The organism is Nitrososphaerales archaeon, assembly GCA_025058425.1.
Lineage (GTDB): Archaea > Thermoproteota > Nitrososphaeria > Nitrososphaerales > JANXEG01 > JANXEG01.
This window is the reverse complement of record JANXEG010000010.1, coordinates 1-20,759: the sequence shown is the minus strand read 5'-3', so window position 1 is coordinate 20,759 and position 20,759 is coordinate 1. Positions and strand designations below refer to the sequence as shown.

17 protein-coding genes and 1 tRNA gene are annotated in these 20,759 nt (G+C 43.4%); 9 read left to right on the top strand and 9 right to left on the bottom strand.

Annotation, left to right across the window (positions count from 1 at the left end; genetic code table 11):
- Positions 1–2 precede the first annotated feature (2 nt).
- From eif1A to ade, 5 genes are all read right to left on the bottom strand, one after another.
- Positions 3–314, bottom strand: coding sequence for a translation initiation factor eIF-1A (gene eif1A, locus NZ896_01940; protein MCS7116213.1), 312 nt, complete (start codon positions 312–314; stop codon positions 3–5).
- 72 nt (positions 315–386) lie between these two features.
- Positions 387–707: a DUF424 family protein gene (locus tag NZ896_01935; protein ID MCS7116212.1), complete on the bottom strand. Its 321-nt coding sequence runs from the start codon at positions 705–707 to the stop codon at positions 387–389.
- A 5-nt stretch (positions 708–712) separates the two neighbouring features.
- On the bottom strand, positions 713–1,132 hold the full coding sequence (locus NZ896_01930; protein ID MCS7116211.1) for a translation initiation factor IF-2 subunit beta: 420 nt from the start codon (positions 1,130–1,132) through the stop codon (positions 713–715).
- Positions 1,133–1,219: 87 nt separating this feature from the next.
- A complete protein-coding gene (locus NZ896_01925) occupies positions 1,220–1,786 on the bottom strand; it encodes a phosphoribosyltransferase family protein (GenBank protein ID MCS7116210.1) in 567 nt (188 codons plus the stop codon).
- A complete protein-coding gene (gene ade, locus NZ896_01920; protein ID MCS7116209.1) occupies positions 1,783–3,462 on the bottom strand; it encodes an adenine deaminase in 1,680 nt (559 codons plus the stop codon). Before ade ends, NZ896_01925 begins: the two co-directional genes overlap by 4 nt.
- A gap of 85 nt (positions 3,463–3,547) precedes the next feature.
- On the opposite strand from ade, the gene NZ896_01915 reads away from it, so the two are divergent.
- The 7 genes from NZ896_01915 (at position 3,548) to tgtA (ending at position 11,305) form a co-directional block, all read left to right on the top strand.
- A complete protein-coding gene (locus NZ896_01915; GenBank protein MCS7116208.1) occupies positions 3,548–4,636 on the top strand; it encodes an aminoglycoside phosphotransferase family protein in 1,089 nt (362 codons plus the stop codon).
- A gap of 5 nt (positions 4,637–4,641) precedes the next feature.
- Positions 4,642–5,211 carry an adenylyl-sulfate kinase gene (locus tag NZ896_01910; GenBank protein ID MCS7116207.1) on the top strand — a complete coding sequence of 190 codons (570 nt, stop codon included), beginning with the start codon at positions 4,642–4,644 and terminating at the stop codon, positions 5,209–5,211.
- Between the two features lie 40 nt (positions 5,212–5,251).
- Positions 5,252–6,049 (top strand): S-methyl-5'-thioadenosine phosphorylase, encoded by a 798-nt coding sequence (locus tag NZ896_01905; GenBank protein MCS7116206.1) that lies wholly within the window; start codon positions 5,252–5,254, stop codon positions 6,047–6,049.
- 35 nt (positions 6,050–6,084) lie between these two features.
- Positions 6,085–7,332: an adenosylhomocysteinase gene (locus NZ896_01900; protein ID MCS7116205.1), complete on the top strand. Its 1,248-nt coding sequence runs from the start codon at positions 6,085–6,087 to the stop codon at positions 7,330–7,332.
- A gap of 118 nt (positions 7,333–7,450) precedes the next feature.
- On the top strand, positions 7,451–9,145 hold the full coding sequence (metG, locus tag NZ896_01895; GenBank protein ID MCS7116204.1) for a methionine--tRNA ligase: 1,695 nt from the start codon (positions 7,451–7,453) through the stop codon (positions 9,143–9,145).
- A 46-nt stretch (positions 9,146–9,191) separates the two neighbouring features.
- On the top strand, positions 9,192–9,473 hold the full coding sequence (locus NZ896_01890) for a hypothetical protein (GenBank protein ID MCS7116203.1): 282 nt from the start codon (positions 9,192–9,194) through the stop codon (positions 9,471–9,473).
- Positions 9,474–9,718: 245 nt separating this feature from the next.
- The gene (gene tgtA, locus NZ896_01885; GenBank protein MCS7116202.1) at positions 9,719–11,305 is read left to right on the top strand and encodes a tRNA guanosine(15) transglycosylase TgtA; all 1,587 of its coding nucleotides are present in this window, start codon (positions 9,719–9,721) and stop codon (positions 11,303–11,305) included.
- A gap of 80 nt (positions 11,306–11,385) precedes the next feature.
- On the opposite strand, the gene NZ896_01880 is transcribed toward tgtA, so the two are convergent.
- From NZ896_01880 to alaS, 4 genes are all read right to left on the bottom strand, one after another.
- A complete protein-coding gene (locus NZ896_01880; GenBank protein ID MCS7116201.1) occupies positions 11,386–12,792 on the bottom strand; it encodes an aspartate kinase in 1,407 nt (468 codons plus the stop codon).
- A gap of 505 nt (positions 12,793–13,297) precedes the next feature.
- Positions 13,298–13,385: transfer RNA gene (locus tag NZ896_01875), tRNA-OTHER, on the bottom strand.
- Positions 13,386–13,412: 27 nt separating this feature from the next.
- On the bottom strand, positions 13,413–16,325 hold the full coding sequence (leuS, locus tag NZ896_01870) for a leucine--tRNA ligase (GenBank protein MCS7116200.1): 2,913 nt from the start codon (positions 16,323–16,325) through the stop codon (positions 13,413–13,415).
- A gap of 14 nt (positions 16,326–16,339) precedes the next feature.
- On the bottom strand, positions 16,340–19,066 hold the full coding sequence (gene alaS, locus NZ896_01865; protein ID MCS7116199.1) for an alanine--tRNA ligase: 2,727 nt from the start codon (positions 19,064–19,066) through the stop codon (positions 16,340–16,342).
- 279 nt (positions 19,067–19,345) lie between these two features.
- Here alaS and NZ896_01860 point away from each other — a divergent pair, with 279 nt between their 5' ends.
- Complete coding sequence (locus NZ896_01860) at positions 19,346–19,639, top strand: OB-fold nucleic acid binding domain-containing protein (GenBank protein MCS7116198.1); 294 nt, start codon at positions 19,346–19,348, stop codon at positions 19,637–19,639.
- A 105-nt stretch (positions 19,640–19,744) separates the two neighbouring features.
- Positions 19,745–20,713 (top strand): cysteine synthase family protein, encoded by a 969-nt coding sequence (locus tag NZ896_01855; protein MCS7116197.1) that lies wholly within the window; start codon positions 19,745–19,747, stop codon positions 20,711–20,713.
- Positions 20,714–20,759 lie beyond the last annotated feature (46 nt).

Here is a 20,759-nt window from a genome sequence, read left to right as displayed (position 1 = left end):
ATTTAAAGCTCTGGAGGTAAGTAACCATTGGCCTTGAGCCAGTCCACCTGTGCCAGAGTGTAACGCCAGATGATATCCCCACGTTCATCGGGCTTAAAGTCCCACGGTGCGATCAATACAACATCGTTATCTCTAACCCAGATCCTCCTCTTCAGCTTGCCTCTGATCCTCCCTATTCTATTCTTACCATCCGTACATTTGACCAAGACGTGATCGCTACCAAGGAGTTTGACGACCCTCCCCAGTAACTCCCCTTCAGCAGGTAGTACCAGTTCCTTTAACTCTTCCTCACTCAGAACCTTCCTCTTACCCAATCGAACGGCACCTTAATTCTATTTGTAAGATCAAGGATATAATCTTATCTTACCTCAGATCGATACTGGAAATTATCGGCACGTAAATTTAAAGACCATAAGAAAGCAGACCGAGCCGATCCTCTTGACCGCCCTCTCCGATGCAAGGTTAGCTTCCAAAACCTTATTTACTATACGTTCACCGACGAGGTTCGCTATATTTGATGAACGGACAAGGTCGAGCGCTTGCTGTGCATTTACCAGCTCGCCATTGAAATATTCGTATGAAATATTCATTTCGATCCCTTTACCCTTTACAGTCGTTCCAAGCAACTCCTTATCACAGATATTCACAAGGGTCACACCATCCCACCTAATGATTCTCGCCACGAAGGATCTATCCGATGCTTCCAACGTTATCACACGATCTTCGGCACAGATCTAGCACCACACGCTTCACAGACCAAAAATTGAAGCCTCTTCGACTTCTCTATATGTGTATCGGGGCTATTACATACGGGGCAGATCACAGCCTCCTTCATATATCTATTTAGAAGGGTTGAGAATGATTGGGGATCTTTGAGCCCGATGAATATGGCTCTTTCACCATCGATGGATGCTGCGGTCGCCAACTCTTTAGCTAGAAACATCAGGACCTTATTCGGATCACGCCTCATCAACCTTGGAAATTCCATAAAGTTTCGAAAGATCGTTTTACGCCCGACCCAGCTTATCTGAGGTTGAGGGAGTTCTATACGAGCCGTTTTGGATTTGGGCTTCTCCTCCCCCATCTTACTTCTCAATCTCTGTAAAAGCTTTTCGTAAGAGAGCTCCAGCATCAACTTCCTACATTGGTATGCACCATCGAACCATATATGGATTTATGTTAAATCAAAATTAATATCTTAACATTGATAGTTACATAGTTAACCGAATGTTTTGACCTTCAAATTGTAAAGATTCAGGGCATCTTGAATCTCCCTTTCAGAGAAGTACTTTCTTAAAGTTTCAAGATCGTTCTTAATGTAGAGGTTTCTAATAGTCTCGTACTCCTCACCTAAGAATACGATCCACTTCCGAGTCTTGGCAGCGTAGTAATCGGGGATGAAGGTACTCCATGGTTTGATAAATAGTGTGGCGGTCTTTAAAGACCTCGGTGACTTTTTCTTGATATATTCGTAACATACACGTAAAGTGTCGCCCCTATCCGAGACATCATCGGCCAGAAGTACAACCTTATCCTTAACAGATATAGAGAGCCTTTGGGTGATCTTCGGCTCTTTGGCAGTTTCATTTATGCCTGTGTAATATTCACAGGCGATTGTGGCGATTCTGGGTTGATCGAGGATATCTGAGAGGTACCTGCCTATAACAGCCCCTCCCCTCAATGGTACGACTATTATATCCGGATAAAACTTATCCTTTAACATCTTATCGACTATAATCTGGCATAACTTTCGAGTCATAAATGGTGTCATTCTTAGGAGTTTCATAAGAGCACCTCAACGAAATCGAATCGATTAACATCTACAAGCCCTTTATCGGTGAGCTTGAGCTCGGGAATCACGGGTAGTGAAAGGAATGATAAGGTCATAAAGGGAGATGGGAGTTTGCAACCTAACGATCTTGCCGCTTCATGGAGATCCTCCAACTTCTCCTTTACATATTCACCAGACTCATCGCTCATCAACCCCGCTATGGGGAGTTTTAATTCAGCCATAACCTTACCACCATTCACAGCGATCAAACCCCCGCCAACCCTCCTTAACTCCTTTACGGCCTCACCAATATCTTCATAATCTGCACCCACACAGACGATGTTATGTGAATCATGGGCTACAGTCGAGGCTAAGGCTCCAGACTTTAATCCAAAGCCCGAGACAAAACCTTTTCCTATATTCCCAGACATCTTATGCCTTTCGAAGACGATGAGTGGGAGAATATCGTTATCGATATCGGGTATAAGAAAGCCGTCCTTTGCATCGAGCGTAGCGACTTCACCTTTGGTAACGATTTCGTTCGCTTCGACCCTTATCACCCTTACATCCCTTCTACGCCCAGATCTTACCTTCAGATCCTCTATAGAGAAATCTCTAACCCTGATCGTAGATAGGACTTCATTCGGGATCGATGAATGTTCAAACTCATAAATGAGTTTACCATCATCGACGACCAGCGTTCCATTCACGAATACAGCTTTAACTTCAAATCTCTTTAAATCTTTTACAGCGACGATATCTGCAAAGTGATTGGGCGCGATCGCACCCAAACCTTCCAGACCAAAGTATCGAGCGGGATTTATAGTGACCATCTTGATCGATCGAATGGGATCTAAACCTAATGATACGGCCTTTCTCAATATTCTATCTAAATGCCCATCCTCGATCAACTCACTTACATGAATATCATCGGAAACGAACATGCACCTATCACCACCAGTACCCTTTGCCAGATCTATTAGGGATTCGAGATTCTTCGCAGCGGAACCTTCTCTTATCATAATATACATACCGAGTTTTAACTTCTCAGAGGCTTCTTTGATATTCACACATTCATGATCGGATTGGATACCAGCACCCACATACTTGCAAAGATCGAGGCCCCTCAGCTGAGGGGCATGTCCATCACAGACCTTATGGAGCTCCTTCGCAGCCTTAATCTTTTCAATGACCTTCGGATCGTTCTGAATAACACCTACGTAATTCATGAGCTCGCCCAAACCTACACACTTTGGGTGCTTTAATAGACTCTTCACTTCATCGACCCCGATCTGAAATGCAGACGTTTCCATAGTCGTAGCAGGTACACATGAAGGTGCGGTGAAGAAGAATCTGAATGGCGCCTTACTACTCAACATAAATTCGATACCTTTTATGCCACAGACGTTTGCGATTTCATGAGGTTCAAGTACTAAACATGTAGTCCCATGCAAAAGAGCATATTTGGCAAATTCGGTAGGTGTAAGCATGGAACTCTCGATATGAATGTGGGCATCGATGAATCCTGGAAGGAGGTAGTAATCGGAAAGGTCGAATACCTTATCGACCTTGATCGAATAATCTCCCACAGCGAATACCCTTTCATCTTTGATATATACAGTCTCCCTTCTAACCTCCCCATCAAATACGTTTACAACTTTGCCCGATATTGCAAACATCGATTTACACACATCTATTACTCACAACTACTTAGCTAAAAATAAATCGCTGTATAAAAGCTTAAGAAATGAATAAAGTTAAACTTTGATGGTATAGATGTTCTTAAATATCAAAGATTTGGAGATCTACCTCTCTAACGTATTTAAATCGAAGGTTAAGGTTGAATACTTCGGAGATCTTAAAGAAAAAGAAGAGAGGGTCAGCGATATAAAGGAGTATGGTTATGGAGTCCCATTGCTCGTTACATTCAGTATCGAAGGTGTGAGAAGGCAAGTGGTAATATCTTCGATGAGGATCGATAGGGGCTTCGGCCACGATTATCGAAGTGATAGAGTTAGCAACCTCATCTTGGCTTATGATACATGGAATAAACTCCCGAAGCATGCGAGGGTATTCGATATCGGTGGATTCAGAAAGGATGGGGGGCTTTTATCGTTGGGCGAAGTTGAAGAATTTTTTATACTCGAGGAGAAGGTCGAAGGGAGAGAATACATCTATGACCTTGAGAGGATATATAGTGAAGGGAGGTTGATGGATCTTGATAAAGAAAGGGTTAAAGCCCTATCGCTCTACCTTACAGAGATTCATAATGTAAAGAAGGATGATCCGGAGCTCTACATTAGAAAGATTCGAGATACCGTAGGCCATGGGGAGTGTATCTTTGGACTTGCCGACAGCTACCCTTACAACTTAAGTTTTCTTAGAGATGGTGAGCTCGAAGAGATCGAAAAGAAGTGTATCGAGCATAGGTGGAGATTGAAGAGGAAGGTTCATCGATTATCTCAAGTCCATGGCGATTTTCACCCTTGGAATGTAATATTTAGAGAGGGTATCGACTTTACTCTACTCGATAGGAGCAGGGGAGAGTTTGGAGAACCTGCCGATGATGTGGCGGCGATGAGTATAAATTACATCTTCTTCTCATTGCGTAAGTATGGAGAGCTAAGGGGAGAGTTTCAAGATCTTTACGATCTATTCCTTAACACGTACCTTGAAAAGACTCAAGACCTTGAATTATTAGAGGCTCTACCTCTATTCTACACATTCCGATGTTTGGTAATCGCATCACCGATCTGGTACCCAACGATTACGAATGAGGTCAGGAGGAAGATCTTTAACTTTGCCCACAATATTCTAGCTGAGAAATCGTTCGAACCGAGTAAGGTCAACTCTTATCTCGAGTGATGTATTTGGCCTTTTCGATCTGGCTCACAGGCCTACCGGGTTCGGGTAAGAGTACCATAGCAAGAGAGCTATTGAAGATCTTTAAAGAGAGAAGTGTCGATGTTCGATATTTACAACTCGATGAAATTAGAAATCTTATAACGCCCAACCCAACCTACGATGAGCGTGAAAGAGAGATCGTGTATAGAGCCTATGTGGTTATAGCGAAGTTTCTCTACGATGAAGGGCTCAATATCCTCTTAGATGCTACAGCACATAGGAGGAGGTGGAGGGAGTTCGCAAGGAGTATTATGCCAAGATTTATCGAAGTGTACATCAAGTGCCCCATCGAGGTTTGTATTCAGAGAGAGACAGAGAGGCTTCAGGATTTCGTAAGGAAGAAGATATACTTGAATGCTTTAGAGAGGTTAAAGAGTGGTAAGGAGAAGGCCGGGTTGGGCGAGGTCCCCGGTGTGGATGTTCCATACGAAGAGCCGTTGAATCCAGAGATCGTCATCGAAAGTGATAAGATTCAACCGAGCGAGGCTGCATCTATCATACTTGATAAGTTAATAGCGATGGGGTTGCTGAGTTAAGATTAAAATATTGAGTAAAGGTAAGTGATGGTGATGGTAGATGAGTGAGCTAAAGGCTGAGATAGGGATCATAGGAGGGACCGGCGTCTATGAGTTGTTAGAGCTGTTAGAGGATGTAACGGAGCATAAAATATACACACCTTACGGAGAGACATCAGACTTCGTGACTATTGGTAACTTTAAAGGGCGCAGAATCGCATTCATCCCTCGCCATGGAAGAAGACATCGTATACCTCCACATAAGATAAATTATCGTGCAAATATCTGGGCGTTAAAATCGTTGGGTGTTACAAGGATCCTTGCCCCTTCAGCGGTAGGGAGCTTAAGAGAAGGTATCGCACCAGGCCATATCGTCGTACCGGATCAATTTATCGATCGCACTACATCACGTGTATCTACATTCTATGAAGGTAGCCAAGTATGCCACATATCGATGGCCGATCCCTTCTGCCCCGAACTTCGCAACGTCGTGATCAACGTGGGTAAAGAGTTGAATTATCCGATACATGAGAGGGGCACTTACGTATGTATCGAGGGTCCAAGATTCTCAACCCGTGCTGAATCAAAACTGTTTCGTTCATGGGGTGCTGATATCATCGGTATGACCTTGATCCCCGAATGTGTTCTTGCTCGAGAGGCTGAAATCTGTTACGTCAATATCGCGACTGTAACAGATTACGATGTGTGGGCTGAGAAGCCCGTAACCCGTAAAGAAGTATTTGAAACTTTGGAGAAGAATGTGGAGAAGACTATGAAGATCCTGGCCAATACGATCCCTAGAGTACCAGAGGAAAGGAACTGCCCTTGCAAGGAAGCTTTAAAGGATGCGGTAGGTTAGTAAATGGATGAATATTTGAAGTTTGGTGTGTCTATTTGCAGAGCCGCATAGCAGACCCATCGCTTTACCTACAGGGTGAGAAGTCTTATAAGTGGGCATACAGCAATATGCCCACTTTGGTAAAGATCATCGAAAAGTTATCACATAAAAGGCCTCTAGAGAATAGATGTATAGCCACTTGCCTCCATGTAACGAAAGAGACCTCCGTCCTTATCATGGGTCTGAAGAAGCTCGGTGCTGATGTATATTCGGCAGCGGCAAATCCATTATCTACACAGGATGACATCGCAGCCTACCTTGTCTCACAGGGCGTGAATGTATTCGCATGGAGGGGTGAGAGTATAGATGAGTACTTCGATTGTATTCGCACGATCCTAAGGGCCAAACCGGATATAGTGATGGATGATGGTTCAGATGCCCACGTTATGATACATGAAGAAGGTGAATTTGCGAACCTAAATTTGATCGGTGGTACCGAAGAAACTACCACGGGTGTGATTAGATTAAGAGCCTTAGAGAAAGCCCAAAGGTTAAGGTATCCAGTTATAGCGGTGAATAACGCCTATACAAAGTTTCTCTTCGATAACAGATACGGTACTGGGCAGAGCACATTCGATGGTATATTAAGAGCTACGAGCCTTCTGATCGCTGGTAAGAAGGTCGTGGTATGTGGTTATGGATGGGTGGGCAAGGGTATAGCGATGAGGGCCAGAGGTCTGGGCGCTATCGTAATCGTGTGTGAAGTCGACCCATTGAAGGCTTTGGAGGCGAGGATGGATGGGTTCGAAGTCAAGCCCCTGATGGAGGCTGCGGAGGAAGGGGATATATTCATAACGGCTACCGGCCAGACGAGAGTGATTAGGATGGAGCATATCGAAAGGATGAAGGATGGGGCGATATTAGCGAATGCAGGGCACTTCGATGTTGAGATCGATGTGGCCAACTTAAGGAAGTTCGCTGAGAATAAGGGCGAAGTAAGAAAGTATGTGGAAGAGTATCGATTGAAGGATGGTAAAAAGGTCTATTTGATCGGTCAAGGTAGGATTGCGAACCTTGTAGCGGCGGAGGGCCACCCACCGGAAGTAATGTCACTTTCATTCTCTAATCAATTGATGTCCGTCGTATACCTCATAGATAATGAAGGGAAGTTGGAGAGAAAGGTCCATAATGTGCCGATGGAGATAGACCGTGAAGTAGCCCAGACTACTCTGGAGGTCATGGGTATAAGGATCGATCGATTGACCGATGAGCAGATCGAGTATGCCCAATCGTGGGCCGTCTAAAGTCAACTCATCTGAAGCGAATTCGAAATTAGATCGGTTGAAATTTGAAATTTAAATAATTAAGAGCGTTGTACATATTAATCAGTAATCAGTAGAGTACGTAAAGGTTTAGAGTAAGTTGGCAAAGTGGGTCGTAACATCGGCGTGGCCATATTCGTCAGATGTGCCTCACTTAGGGAATCTGATCGGCTCTGTACTATCTGCCGATGTCATAGCGAGGTTCTTGAGGATGAATGGCCACTCAGTGATCATGGTATCTGGCTCGGATGAGCATGGGACGCCTGTAGAGATAGAAGCCTTAAGGAGAAACATCCCAGTAAGAGAATTCGCAGATAGGAACCATAGATTGATCAGCGAGCTCTTTAAGAGGTGGGATATTTCATTCGATAACTACACGAGGACTGAAAGTCCCGTTCATATAAAATTTGTACAGGATCACTACAGAAGGATTTATGAGAATGGCTACATCTTTACGAAGGATGAATATATCCATTATTGCCCGAATGATAAAAAGTTCCTACCAGATAGATTTGTAGAAGGTACGTGTCCTTATTGCCACGCAATCGGAGCTAGAGGTGATCAGTGTGAGAGTTGTGGTAAGCCTTTAGAAGCGGAGCTTCTCATAAATCCATACTGTACGATATGCCATGGCCCTACAGAGATAAGAAAAACCAAGCAATGGTTCTTCGATCTACCTAAGTTAAGTGATCAGATAAAGCATTACATCCTCAATAATAAGTATCTCTCGGAGAATGTTGTGAGATTCAGCCTCAGCTGGATCGAGGAGGGTTTAAAGCCAAGATCGATTACACGTGACACTTCATGGGGCATACCGGCACCATTCGAAGGTGCTGAGGGTAAGACGATCTACGTGTGGATGGAGGCTGTACTAGGATATGTATCAGCCGTTATCGAATACTTTAAGAATCGTGGCGAGGAGGAGAGGTGGAAGGATTATTGGCTCGATCCCGATACGAAGACCGCCTTCTTCATAGGAAAGGATAATATCCCATTCCACTCCGTCATCTTCACCGGACTTTTACTGGCCTCGAAGCAGAATTACACACTACCAACGGTGATAAGCTCCACAGAATTCTTACAGTTTGAAGGGAAGAAATTTTCAAAGAGTAAAAGGATTGGAATATGGATCGATGAAGCGTTGGAGCTTTTACCCGCCGATTACTGGCGCTACACACTACTATCGATCAGGCCGGAGAGTGGTGATGTGAACTTTACATACGACCTTTTGGAGGAGAAGGTGAATAGTGAACTTAACGATAAGATCGGGAATTTTGTACAGAGGACATTATCGGCGATAAAACGCTTCATGAATGGAGAGATTCCTTATAGACCTGAAATCGGTGAGGAAGGTAAGAAAGAGATCGAAACCATCTGTGAAACACATAATAAGATCACCCAATCTTACGAATCGTTCGAAATTCAGAAGGCAGTAAAGCTCACACTTTCACAAGCTGAAGAAGGTAACAGATACTTAAATGCGACGGAGCCTTGGAGGCTCTTTCAAACCGATAGAAAGGCTGGTGAAGCTGCCCTCTACATCGCTGCAAGGATCGTGAAGGCCCTAGGTGTAGAGCTCTATCCGATCATGCCCAACACGAGTATCAAGATCTTACAATTCTTAAATTTGGAGGTTAAGGATCACATACCAAAATGGTCGGATGCAGTATCGGACTTTTCATTCCCTGTGAAGATTGTAGACTTCAAACCCCTATTCACCAAGATAAAGAAAGAGGAAATCATTAATAGGCTGAATGAAATAAGGAGTATGGGGGAAAGATCGGGAGGGAGATAGGATCGAAACGGTATCGTTTGAAGAATTCTCGAAGATCGATTTAAGGATTGGAAAGATTGTAGAGGCAGAGATGGTCCCCGGCGCGAAGAGGCTTATATTGCTCAAAATCGATCTGGGCGGAGAGATCAAACAATCGGTAGCGGGGATTGGTGAGCAGTATAAACCAGAGGATTTAAAGTCCAAACTCGTGGTAGTCGTTACGAATTTAAAGCCAAGGAGGGTCTTTGGGTTAAATTCTGAAGTGATGTTGTTAGCTGCGGTCGATGGTCAGACGATTTCTGTAATCGAGCCCGATAAACAGATCTCTGCAGGCAGCAAGGTCACATAAATTCATTTAATATTCGGCAATGTGCATGAACCTCATTCCAAACTTTTCATAGATTACATCATCTTCATTATCTTCATTATCTTCATCATCTCTAACTCAATGCTCCCTTTTTAATAAGAGAGGAACGATCTATACTCCACCTGCTTGGAAATAAAAAGAAAGAAGAAAGAAGAAAAGAAGATAGTGAAGATGTTAGATAGAAAGATAGATACATAAACTAAATCTGTAGAATTTTAAGGAGGAGTTTGTTCGAGGTTCGCGCTACCGATCTGGCTGGAAGGATAGGCAGGCTAAAGATGGCAAGAGGCTCTATAAATACCCCTGCGATACTGCCTGTAATACACCCTGTAAAACAGATCATCCCTCCATCCGAATTAAAGAAGATCGGATTTGAAGCGATCATGACCAACGCATACATAACGATGAAGCATTATGGAGAGGAGGCTGAGAAGAGAGGTATACATGCCATTGTGAACTTTGATGGTATTATCGCTACAGACTCTGGAGGTTATCAAGTGTTAGAGTATGGTGAGCTCGATACTACACCGTTAGAGATGGCGAGGTTTCAAGAGGCGATAGGCTCTGATATAGCTGTAGTACTTGATAAGCCTACTGGCCTAGATGTTTCGAAGCAGTACGCTGAAGAGACCATTAAGGCCACTATCATGGCATCGAAACAGACCCTTGAGATTAAAGAGAGGAGGGCTTTATGGGTGGGCCCTGTACAGGGTGGCAAGTATCTCTCACTCCTTAAAACTTCGGCTCGAGAGATGGCCCGTTTAAACTTCGATATATACGCCCTCGGAAGCCCTACAAAGATCATGGAGAATTATGACTTTAAATTACTTATGAAGATGATCATCACCACGAAGCAGAATCTACCCTTAAATAAACCACTGCACCTCTTCGGTGCGGGCCATCCCTTAACCATACCTTTAGCAGTCGCATTGGGTTGTGATCTCTTCGATTCAGCATCTTATATCCTATACGCTAGAGATGATCGTTATATGACGAATCGTGGTACGGTGAGACTCGAAGATTTATTCCATCTAGAGTGTTCATGTCCAGTATGCTCAACTCACACCATCAACGAATTAAAATCTTTAGATAAGGGCGAGAGGGAAGAAAAGATCGCTATACATAACCTTTACACGTTAAGAAATGAAATTTATGCCACAAGGCAGGCGATCGAGGAGGGGAGGTTGTGGGAATATTTACGTACAAAGGCACAGTGCCATCCGAGATTGTGGGAGGCTTTTGCCCTCCTCCACACTTACTATCGATACTTAGAGGATGGGACACCCTTATTCAAACAGAGGGCATTATTCTTCTTCGATTACATCGATCAGATGAGACCTGAAGTTGTAAGGTATAATGAGCGCTTACTATCCGATGTAGAGATCCCTCCAGAAAGGCAGATTCTGATCCTTATACCAGAGGTAGATTACGATGATCTAAAGCGCATATCAAATCTACATAGAAGGTTGGATGAGCGGCTTGGAAGCGATTCGAACAAGGTGCAGATCTGTCTTTTATCGTACGCCCATGGTGTCATACCTGAAGAGCTCGCAGATGTATACCCATTGATCCAGTACGAGAGTAGTCTACATGCTGATAATCGACCCGAGGTTTTAAGATCGATCGTAAATAGGTTAAAAAGATTTCTGATGAAGAGGCCCTTTCAAAAAGTAATACTGGTAAATCGCAGTAAATCGCACAGTTCTTTGATAAAGATGGTTCAACGAAGAATCAAGGTCTATGTGACGATCGATGCGTTAAATGAATCCTTCGATAGGATAGCTGAGAAAGTCATAAACCATCTTATTAATTAGATGATGTTCAGTGAAATCTTTTTAATAAATCATGAATAAAAATTAAATTATTACGTTTTATTACGTTCTTCGATTTGAAATTAAAACCCTTTATTCAACTCAAATTCCTCATGTAAAGCGCGGACCGCTTCCTCACCATCAGAATCATTTACAACGAACGATATACTCAATTCAGACGAGCCTTGCGCTATCATCTTCACATTGATCCCTTTATTAGCTACAGCCCTAAATACCCTTGCCGCCACACCTGGCGTCCCTCTCATACCCGCGCCTATAACTGCGATCGCACATACATTATCCTCCCATGCTACTTCCTTTATCAATCCCGAACCCAACAGATTCACTTCTAAACTATTCACCGCCCGGTTTAGGAATTCCTTCCGAATGACTATCGATATACTCGATTCAGAAACGCTTTGGGATATCATCATTATATTCACACCGTTTCGGGCCAGGATCTCAAAGATCCTCGCTGCAGTACCGAGTGCACCCACCATACTCGGGCCAGTAATATTTATCAGAGCTATGTTGCGCACGAGATTTACCGATTTTACCACCCTCTTCGAATCGATCCTCGCATCTTTTGTGATCAAAGTTCCTAGGTTATTCGGGTTAAAGGTGTTACGAATTCTGACGGGTATGTTAGCCTCCATCACAGGCTCCAGGGCCCTTGGATGCATACCCTTGGCACCGAAGATCGCCATCTCCATAGCTTCGGGAAATGATATTACATCTAAAGTTCTGGCCGATCTTACCAAACGGGGATCTGTAGTCATCAGACCATCCACATCCGTCCATAACCAAACTTCATCCACATTTAAGGCAGCACCTAAGATCGTGGCTGTGTAGTCAGAGCCACCACGGCCCAGAGTGGTTATTACACCATCCTGGTCAGCACCTATAAATCCCGTTACAACGGGGATGGTACCTTTCATCAGGAGTGGCTCGAGCCTCTCCTTTACCAAATGCTTCGTAGTATCCATCAATGGCCTCGCTTCACCGTAATTCGAATCTGTGACGATCCCTACATCCCTACCTGTAAAGTATTCTGCATCTATACCCATATCCCTCAATGCGCCCCAGACCAGAAGTGTAGATAATCGCTCACCAAAGGATAGAATATAATCTCGAGAACGAGGTGTAAGTTCACGTAGTTGAATGATGCTCATTAAGACCTGCCTTAGCTCTTGGAGGAGCGATACAACCTTCTCTCTTATACTCTCTTTCAGATCGGGTCTGCTGATGCATATATCGATAGCTTTTAAATGTCGGTCCTCTATCTTGTTGAAGATTTCATTTACACCCTTCTCCCTCCCCTTCTTGGCCTTTTCAGCGAGATCGATTAGGAGGTCTGTCGTATCACCCATAGCGGAGATGACCACGATTAGGCGATGCTCTTTACTATAATGAGAGATCAGATTGGCTACGTGTTTGATACGCTCACCACCATCTACCGATGTACCACCGAATTTGAATACCAACTTCATCTGGAACACCTTACTCCCTAAGAATTATCATAGATATATGCTTTGATCACAGATCATAGATTATCGATGACTATTCATCTGTGCTTAGGTTCACGAAAAGATACTTCTAGTAGAAACACCATTAATTTACCTATATATGCTTCTTATTCGATGATATTTTACCCTTAAACCTCTTCAACTTTACCTCGAAGCATACAAACCTTTCTTAGCTAAGTAGCGAGTCTTCATAATCTTCTTACGATAGCTTTACGTTGGATGATCTACCAGTCAGGGTTTAAGTGGCTAGTGGCCATACTGACTCTTCAACCCTAACTCACATCTCGCTTTTAAATCGTGATGATCTATCTCTATCTTTAACAAATTCCTTAAGATCACTCTTAAGGTCAGGTGCTATTTTTCCCTATTAGCCATACGGGCCATAACAATTCTCTTAGAACAGATAACAAATATAATAGCAGAATAAATGGCAGAAGTGGATGGTTCAAAATGATTTGAAATTAATATGCGGGCCCGCGGGGATTCGAACCCCGGACCTCTGGCTCCGGAGGCATGCGCAACGATTCAGCGCCCTATCCACACTAGGCCACGGGCCCTTATTGAATCTAAGTGACTTTTACTATTTATTCGATATAGATAGCTGGCCGGTAAGGTTGTGCTAAATGTGCCCTCCCTTTAGGATCGTATTTATTCACATCATCTTCATTAAAGACTTTAATACTCGCTCCAAACTCTTTTGCAAGAAATTCACTTTTAGACTCTAAAATCTTCGATTCATCGATGATTCCGACTTGAAGTATAATCTCCCTCCTTTCATCAGGCATCGTTACAATACTATCTATTAATTTTCGAACGAACTCCGATAGTTCCTTTGCCCTCTTCTTCATTTCTTCATCCTGGAGAAGTGTGCTCATCAAACTCTTCATCTCCACACTGCCCTTCTTCGTAACCTCTAAAGCCTTTAAGTAGGCCCTCCACTTCCACCTACTCGCTGTGTAAAAGACGATCTGCTTCGGTTTTATCTTCGTTACCTTCAATATATTCAACGTATCCTCTATCAGATTCATCACAAAACCCTCCTCTTCTTCAGCCCGAAGGTCGAGCTTAACCTCTTCGGGCCTCGGCCACTTCGCCTGGCACACGAACCCTTCTCCACCGAGGATCTCCCATACTTCTTCACATATGAATGGTGCGAATGGTGCTAGCATCCTCACCCTTATATTCAGAACTTTACGTAAAATCCAATTCATAACGTCCCTTCTCGATTGTGTGGAATCGGTCGATGCAGATCGTAAGTACCACCGTAGGTCTTGATCGATCAGGTAGATGATGGTATGCAGAGCCTCTCTAACCCTTAACTTATTCATAGCCTCGGTTACGTTTATGATATGGCGGTGGAGCCTACTTAAGAGCCACCTATCCTCAACCTTCAACTCACCTTCACTCACTTCTTTTACGGGAGATCTGGAGAGTTCGAGGGCCAATTCGTAGAGCCTCTGTAGACGCTCTCTAAAGGTTTTGACCAGTTCGAAGCTAAAATCAGCATCTGCGAGGAGTTCAGCGGTTCCGATGATCGCGAGCCTCAAAGGATCGGCACCATAATCTCTTACCGCATCACGAAGAGGGACGATATTCCCGAAGGATTTCGACATCTTCTTACCCTCCATCAACACACTACCATTCACCACGATCTGGCGGGGCCAATGATCCTTGGGAAAGATCGCTACGTGATTGAATATGAAGAATGTTAAATGGTTCGGTACCAGATCACGACCAGAGTGTCTACTATCCAATGGGTAAAAGTAGGTGAACTCTCTCCTCATATCTTCCAATAGAGATGGATCGAGGTTTATCTTGTGAATCCCTCTCGTATCTCCCAAAAATACGTAATCGAAGAATTCATCCGTCAATTTATCGGCCGAGATCTTATTCTGATTGATGTACTTAGCTATAGTATAATAGGCCATGTAGATTACGGAGTCGGAAAGGCTCTCGATCACCCAATCTCTATCCCAAGGTAGTCTAGTACCGAGGCCAGACTTCCTTGCACAGGCTTTCTTCTTCAACCAATCGATCGTATACTCAAACTCCGATCGAATTTCATCGGGTAATAAACTCATCCGATTTAAACATTCATGGGTGAGTTTCTTCCACTCAGGATCGTCGTAATTTAAAAACCATTGGTTCTCAAAGATCTTCACCACACATTCAGCTCCACACCTACACACGACCGGTTGATTCAGAATTTCATACATCGTATCGGCTTTATTCATTTTGATCATATCTAACTTAACCTTCTCTCTAGCCTCAGCCACGGTAAGGCCAGCATACTCTCCAGTATTATCCATCATCTTACCTAGATGGAATTCATGGGCGTAGAGCTCTTGAGTGGCTTTTTCGAGCTTCGGATCCTTCTGATTCTTTATACCTTCTCTCTTTATAACTTCATACGCAGGTATACCTTCAAGACCTCTCGATTGAATTATCACGATCGGCTTCAAACCTTCTAAAGATTTTGTCGAAATATTGAAGCGTGATAACAATTCACGATCGGCCTTTAAATCCTCGAGGGCTTGATAATCGTAAGGTGCATGGGCTGGTACAGACATCACAACCCCAGTACCATTCTTTGGATTTACGAATGATGCGGGTAAGATAGGAATTCTAACCCCGGTCATGGGGTTTGTGACTTCCTTACCGATCAGTTCAGCACCTTTCAACGATCTCCTCTCTTCCACTTTTCGGTTCAAGTGGCGAAGCTTCTCCGAAGCTTCTCTGCTTACGATCCATACCTCACCATCGACCAGTGCTTCGATATAATCGACATGGGGATTTATCCATATATTGGTCACTCCAAATACGGTTTCTGGTCTAAGAGTGGCCGTTGGTACGATGTAACCATCCCCGATAAACTTCAATATGGTGTATTCACCGATCTCTGGTTCCACATCACCCATAGTATCGTGCTGACCGACTGGATTATTATCGTTAGGGCACCAACCCACGGGATGGCTCCCTTGTGTGATAAACCCTTTCTCCCTCAATTTTTTAAATTGCCACTCTATGAATCGGTTGTATTGAGGGTCGATCGTAGTAAATTCCCTCCTCCAATCGATCGAATAACCCATCTCTTTCATACCTTCCTTGATCTCTTGATGAAAGTATCGAGCGATTTTGAGTGGGTCATTAAATTCTTCGATAACTTCTCTATCGACTTTATAGATGTTGAGAAAGGTATCTAACAATTCTTTATCACCAGATGCGAGCCTCTTCGCCATCGCCAGTATGGGTGTACCGGTGTAATGGAAGGCCATGGGCAAGAGAACGTTGTAGCCGAGCATCCTTCGGTAACGAGCATGTATATCTGCCAATGTGTAAGTCCTTCCATGCCCTATATGTTGTGGTGAATTAGGGTATGGATAGGCCACGGTGATGAAGTACTTGGGCTTACTCGGATCGGGGTCGGCTTCATAGACCCTTGCCTTCTCCCACCTTTCTCTCCATTTATTGCTCAAAGCATTCCAATCGATCGTCAAAAGATCACCACCAACTAACCTAACATTCCTTTAATGATAGATGGTATCGTCTTAATCGCATCCTCTACCTTATCCTTAAAGATGCCTCCACCCTGAGCGAACCTTTCATCACCACCACCAGATCCACCTATAAACTTTGCAGCCTCTTTAACTAAGAGGTTCGCTTTGATGCCTCTCTTCTGAGCCTCATTACCACAGAAGACAAGGAGTTTAACGACATCATCTGTAGGAATAAAGGAGCAGTAGATGAGCTTTGGTTCTAGATTTATAACCTTTTCACCAATCGAGATATGGGATTCTTCATCGAAGACTTCATCCGAAGTGGTATAAACCTTCAGCCCATCAACATCTACAGATTCATTTATAATCTTTTGGGCCAGATCTGGAGAGATCTTATTTATTAGGATCTTCCACCTCCTCTTTAACCCTTCATGTTGGGACTTTAACTTACCGATAGTTTCTAAAACTTTATCCTGAGAAGTGTTTAATAATTTAGAAATATTTAGAAGAAGGTTCTCTTGATTTTGTGCAAGACTTACAGCGGGTTCACCAGCTACAAACTCGATTCTTTCAATACCATCCTGAATCCGCTCACTCTTTAGGATCTTGATGAAGCCTACATCACCAGTTCTAAAACAATGAGTGCCACCACACGCTTCGATATCAAAATCTCCGATCTTCACTATCCTCACATCCCTACTAGGTACTACACCTCCTTGATATATACGAAAACCGTACCTTTGCTCCGCTACACCACGAGGCAATAGCTCGATCTCTATCGGAATATTCTTCCTTACGATCTCATTGGCCAAACTCTCGATCTTTAAGATTTCATCCCTCGATAGATGGCTATAGTGTGTGATATCCAGTTTGCTTCGATCTACATCTTTATGTGCCGAGTGTTGCCATACCCAGGAACCTAAAATCTGCCTCGCAGCACCATTGACTATATGGGTAGCTGTATGATGCCTCATTAGAATACCTCTCCTATATTCATCGACTTTACAATCGACCAACTGCCCTTCGGATAACTCACAACCATCTACTTCATGTATCACTACCGTACCATACTTCTTCACACTCAACACCTTGCAACCATTTATAAAACCAGTATCGTACTCCTGCCCACCCGCAGTTGCATAGAAGGCGGTCTGATCCAATACCACAAACCGCTTCTGAAAGACCTTTAACACCCTTGCTTGAAATTCGAATAGATTCGGGTCTTTGTAGAAGAGGAGGGTTGTGGGAGGTAAATCATCTACATCGAACTTCATCTGTTCTTCGATCGGTTTCGGTAAAAGGTGGCGCTCGGTAACCTTCGTATAGAAGTCTGGTGGAATGGTAACCTGCAACCCGCTCTCCTTCAGTAGCTCGGGCGTTATACCTTCTGAATCGTAAAGTTTGATCAAATCCTCTTCACTTAAACTCTTCTTACTCCTCATGATGTTGAATAAGACCTTCTTCATCCTCTCCTTCGCATTTCTATACCTCTTCTCCTCAACCTGCAGAATTTGAAAGACCTCATCTCGATGCTCCTCCAACTCCGGATACATCTCTTTCAAGTAAGAGATGTGCCAATCGGCGACCTCCTCCAACTTTAAATCCCATCCGAATTTATCGATCAGGCCCAATGCCCTCCTTAATATTACCCTTAAATTATATCCACCACCCACGTTGCTCGGCAGAAGCCCATCTGTGATTGCGAATACAAGGCTACGTATATGATCGGCAATAGCGTAGAGGGCTTCGAGAGGAGATACCCTCTTCTCTAACTCCGATAAGCTGATACCAAGCCTTTCCGCTACACTGAGTTTTGCAGTTTGAGTATCGGAAATATCACCTAGATTGAAATTACTTAGGATTTTAACATACTTCAAATGAAAATCTCTATCGTATTCGATACCACATCTATCGATCATCTTCTGTATAATTGGGCCGAAGACGGCATCGTAACTTGTGGGCGTTCCTTGTGTGATCCACGTGAACCTCTCCAGACCAGCACCCATATCGATAACTTTCTCCTTCATCTCACGATAATCCTGTGGCGTACCCTCAAAAGCGGTAAATACCGCATTTCCTAATTCCAAACCCCTCACAAAGTATTCAAGGCTGTAACCAAAAGCTCCATAGCCCAGCCATACATCCTCAAGAAAACTTATCTCTTCAGGCGGTATACCGAATGGGCCCTTTAAAAGTTCATAATCGAGCTCTATACAACGATCCTTCCAGTAACCCTGTTCATTACTGATGCTGTGCTGACCGACCATGCAGAATGAAGTGTAGTGTTTGCCACTCACACCAACATTAGGTATATCATTAAAGCGTAGGCACATCTGTGGTATGATGAGTGGGTTGTAGGGGAGTTCGAAGACGATCTTCCCACCCTCAACCCTTTGAAAAGCGATTATAGATGCTACTGTGAAGTACAGATCTGGCCTCCATCTACACACTACCGGATACCTCTTTACACTCGTATGGCCATTCTTAACGAAGAATTCTTCTATCTGTTTCCATGCTTCTATATAATTGAATCTCTTGTTGGTTGGAGGATCATCGATAAAGGTATAAGGTTGGCAGGGTTGATCTGGGCACGTATCTTGATCTGGATTTAGTGTCCAATAATACTTACCACATTTGGGACACTGTCTTCTTATAAAGCCCTCTTTGATGAAGAGCTCTACCTGATAGTACTTCTCTGGATCTGAGGAGAACTTCAAACGTAGCCTATCCTTTTCATTCATTCTGCTAGCCTTCTTATAGTGTGTAAATGGTGATTGAAAAGGGTTTCGTTAAACCTTTCATATCACCAAACTTCGATCATAGATCTGTCCGAACAGTGTCAGATTTTAAGAAAGAAAAAAATTATTTTTTGGCGCATGTCACCGATTTCTTAATCTAATAATTCGATATTGAGAAAGAAGATACTGTAGAATTCAATAGTGATTTTAAGTGATCGTAAAATGATCTAGGACCAACATAAGTTATATAGAAGTTTTGTATTTGGATATTTAGAGTTTGCATTGAAGATTCGTGAGTTAAGGGATGGTATGAGGAGGGTGAATGTAGAAGGCGAGATTTCAGAGATTTCAGAACCTAGGACGGTAAATCTGAAGACCGGCGGTCAGGCGAGAGTTGCTGACGCTATGCTTCAAGACGATACAGGCTCCATCAAGCTTAGCTTATGGGATGAGCAGATCGATATGGTGAGTGTAGGTTCACGTGTGAGGATTGAGAATGGCTATACAAATAGCTTTAGAGGAGAGATTCGGCTGAATATAGGCAGATATGGCAGACTTCATATTTTGAGTGAATAATGTAGTAGATAATTAGAGTAAACGGATAAAGGTACAATTGCTTCTTAACCGATTTTATTGTTAAATTTATATATGATCGAGTTTAGATGGGTCATAGGTGAAATTATGCTGAGAGTCGTCGATAGCATTCTCGAATTGATCGGTAATACACCGATGTTGAGGCTCAATAGATTGATGAAGGCTGAAGGTATTCAAGCCAATATACTGTTGAAGTTGGAGTATTTGAATCCGAGCGGTAGCTATAAGGATAGATTCATTCGAATGGTTGAGAGTGCTGAAAGGGAGGGGAAATTAAAGCCCGGATATACGATAGTCGAATCGAGCTCGGGTAATACCGCTATAGCTTTAGCGATGATCGGTGCCGTTAAAGGGTATAAAGTAAAGATCTTTTATCCGCAAGATGTCTGGCAGATGGAGAAGAAGAAGATCCTTGAGCGTTTTGGTGCAGAGATCGAGATGGTACCTTTGGAGGAGACCGATCTGGCACGAAAGTATGGAGTTCATGGAGCGAGGGTTGAGATCCCTGGTAGGATCAAATGTAAGGAGTTGGAGGAGAGCCGCTCAGATGTGTGGTGGGCCCGCCAATTCAGTAACCCCGAAAATGTAGCGGCGCATAGAGAGTTGGGGAGAGAGATTCTGAAGCAGACAGATGGTAAAGTGGATGTATTTATAGCATCTATAGGAACGGGTGGTAATTTCCTAGGTGTTTCTCAAGTATTAAAGAGTGAAATCCCCAATGTGAAGTGTATAGCTGTGGAGCCCTCTCAACGGCCCGGACGGATCGATCCTCTATCTAAAGAGGCGAAGTATATACCAGGAGTTACGGGAGGTATCATCGAGGAGATCAGAAAGAGCGGACTTGTCGATGAGATCGTTTATGTAAGTAATGAGGATGCAAGAGATACAGCTTACAAACTTTCTAGGATAGAGGGTGTATTCTGCGGGATGTCGACGGGGGCCAATGTATACGTAGCTCTTAAAGAGGCGAGAAGGCTTAAGGCGGGACAGAATATCGTTACATGTGCCGTCGATAGAGGGGATAGATACTTAACCGATGAACGCTTCATAACTTAATTGATTAGCTCAATGGCTATGAGCATTTAGAATGATTCAGTAACTG

Coding starts and splice junctions, on each gene's coding strand:
- NZ896_01930 (MCS7116211.1), bottom strand. CDS start 1,132: ATGCTGGAGCTCTCTTACGAAAAGCTTTTACAGAGATTGAGAAGTAAG.
- NZ896_01925 (MCS7116210.1), bottom strand. CDS start 1,786: ATGAAACTCCTAAGAATGACACCATTTATGACTCGAAAGTTATGCCAG.
- NZ896_01915 (MCS7116208.1), top strand. CDS start 3,548: ATGTTCTTAAATATCAAAGATTTGGAGATCTACCTCTCTAACGTATTT.
- NZ896_01905 (MCS7116206.1), top strand. CDS start 5,252: ATGAGTGAGCTAAAGGCTGAGATAGGGATCATAGGAGGGACCGGCGTC.
- NZ896_01880 (MCS7116201.1), bottom strand. CDS start 12,792: ATGAAGTTGGTATTCAAATTCGGTGGTACATCGGTAGATGGTGGTGAG.
- alaS (MCS7116199.1), bottom strand. CDS start 19,066: ATGAATGAAAAGGATAGGCTACGTTTGAAGTTCTCCTCAGATCCAGAG.
- NZ896_01855 (MCS7116197.1), top strand. CDS start 19,745: ATGCTGAGAGTCGTCGATAGCATTCTCGAATTGATCGGTAATACACCG.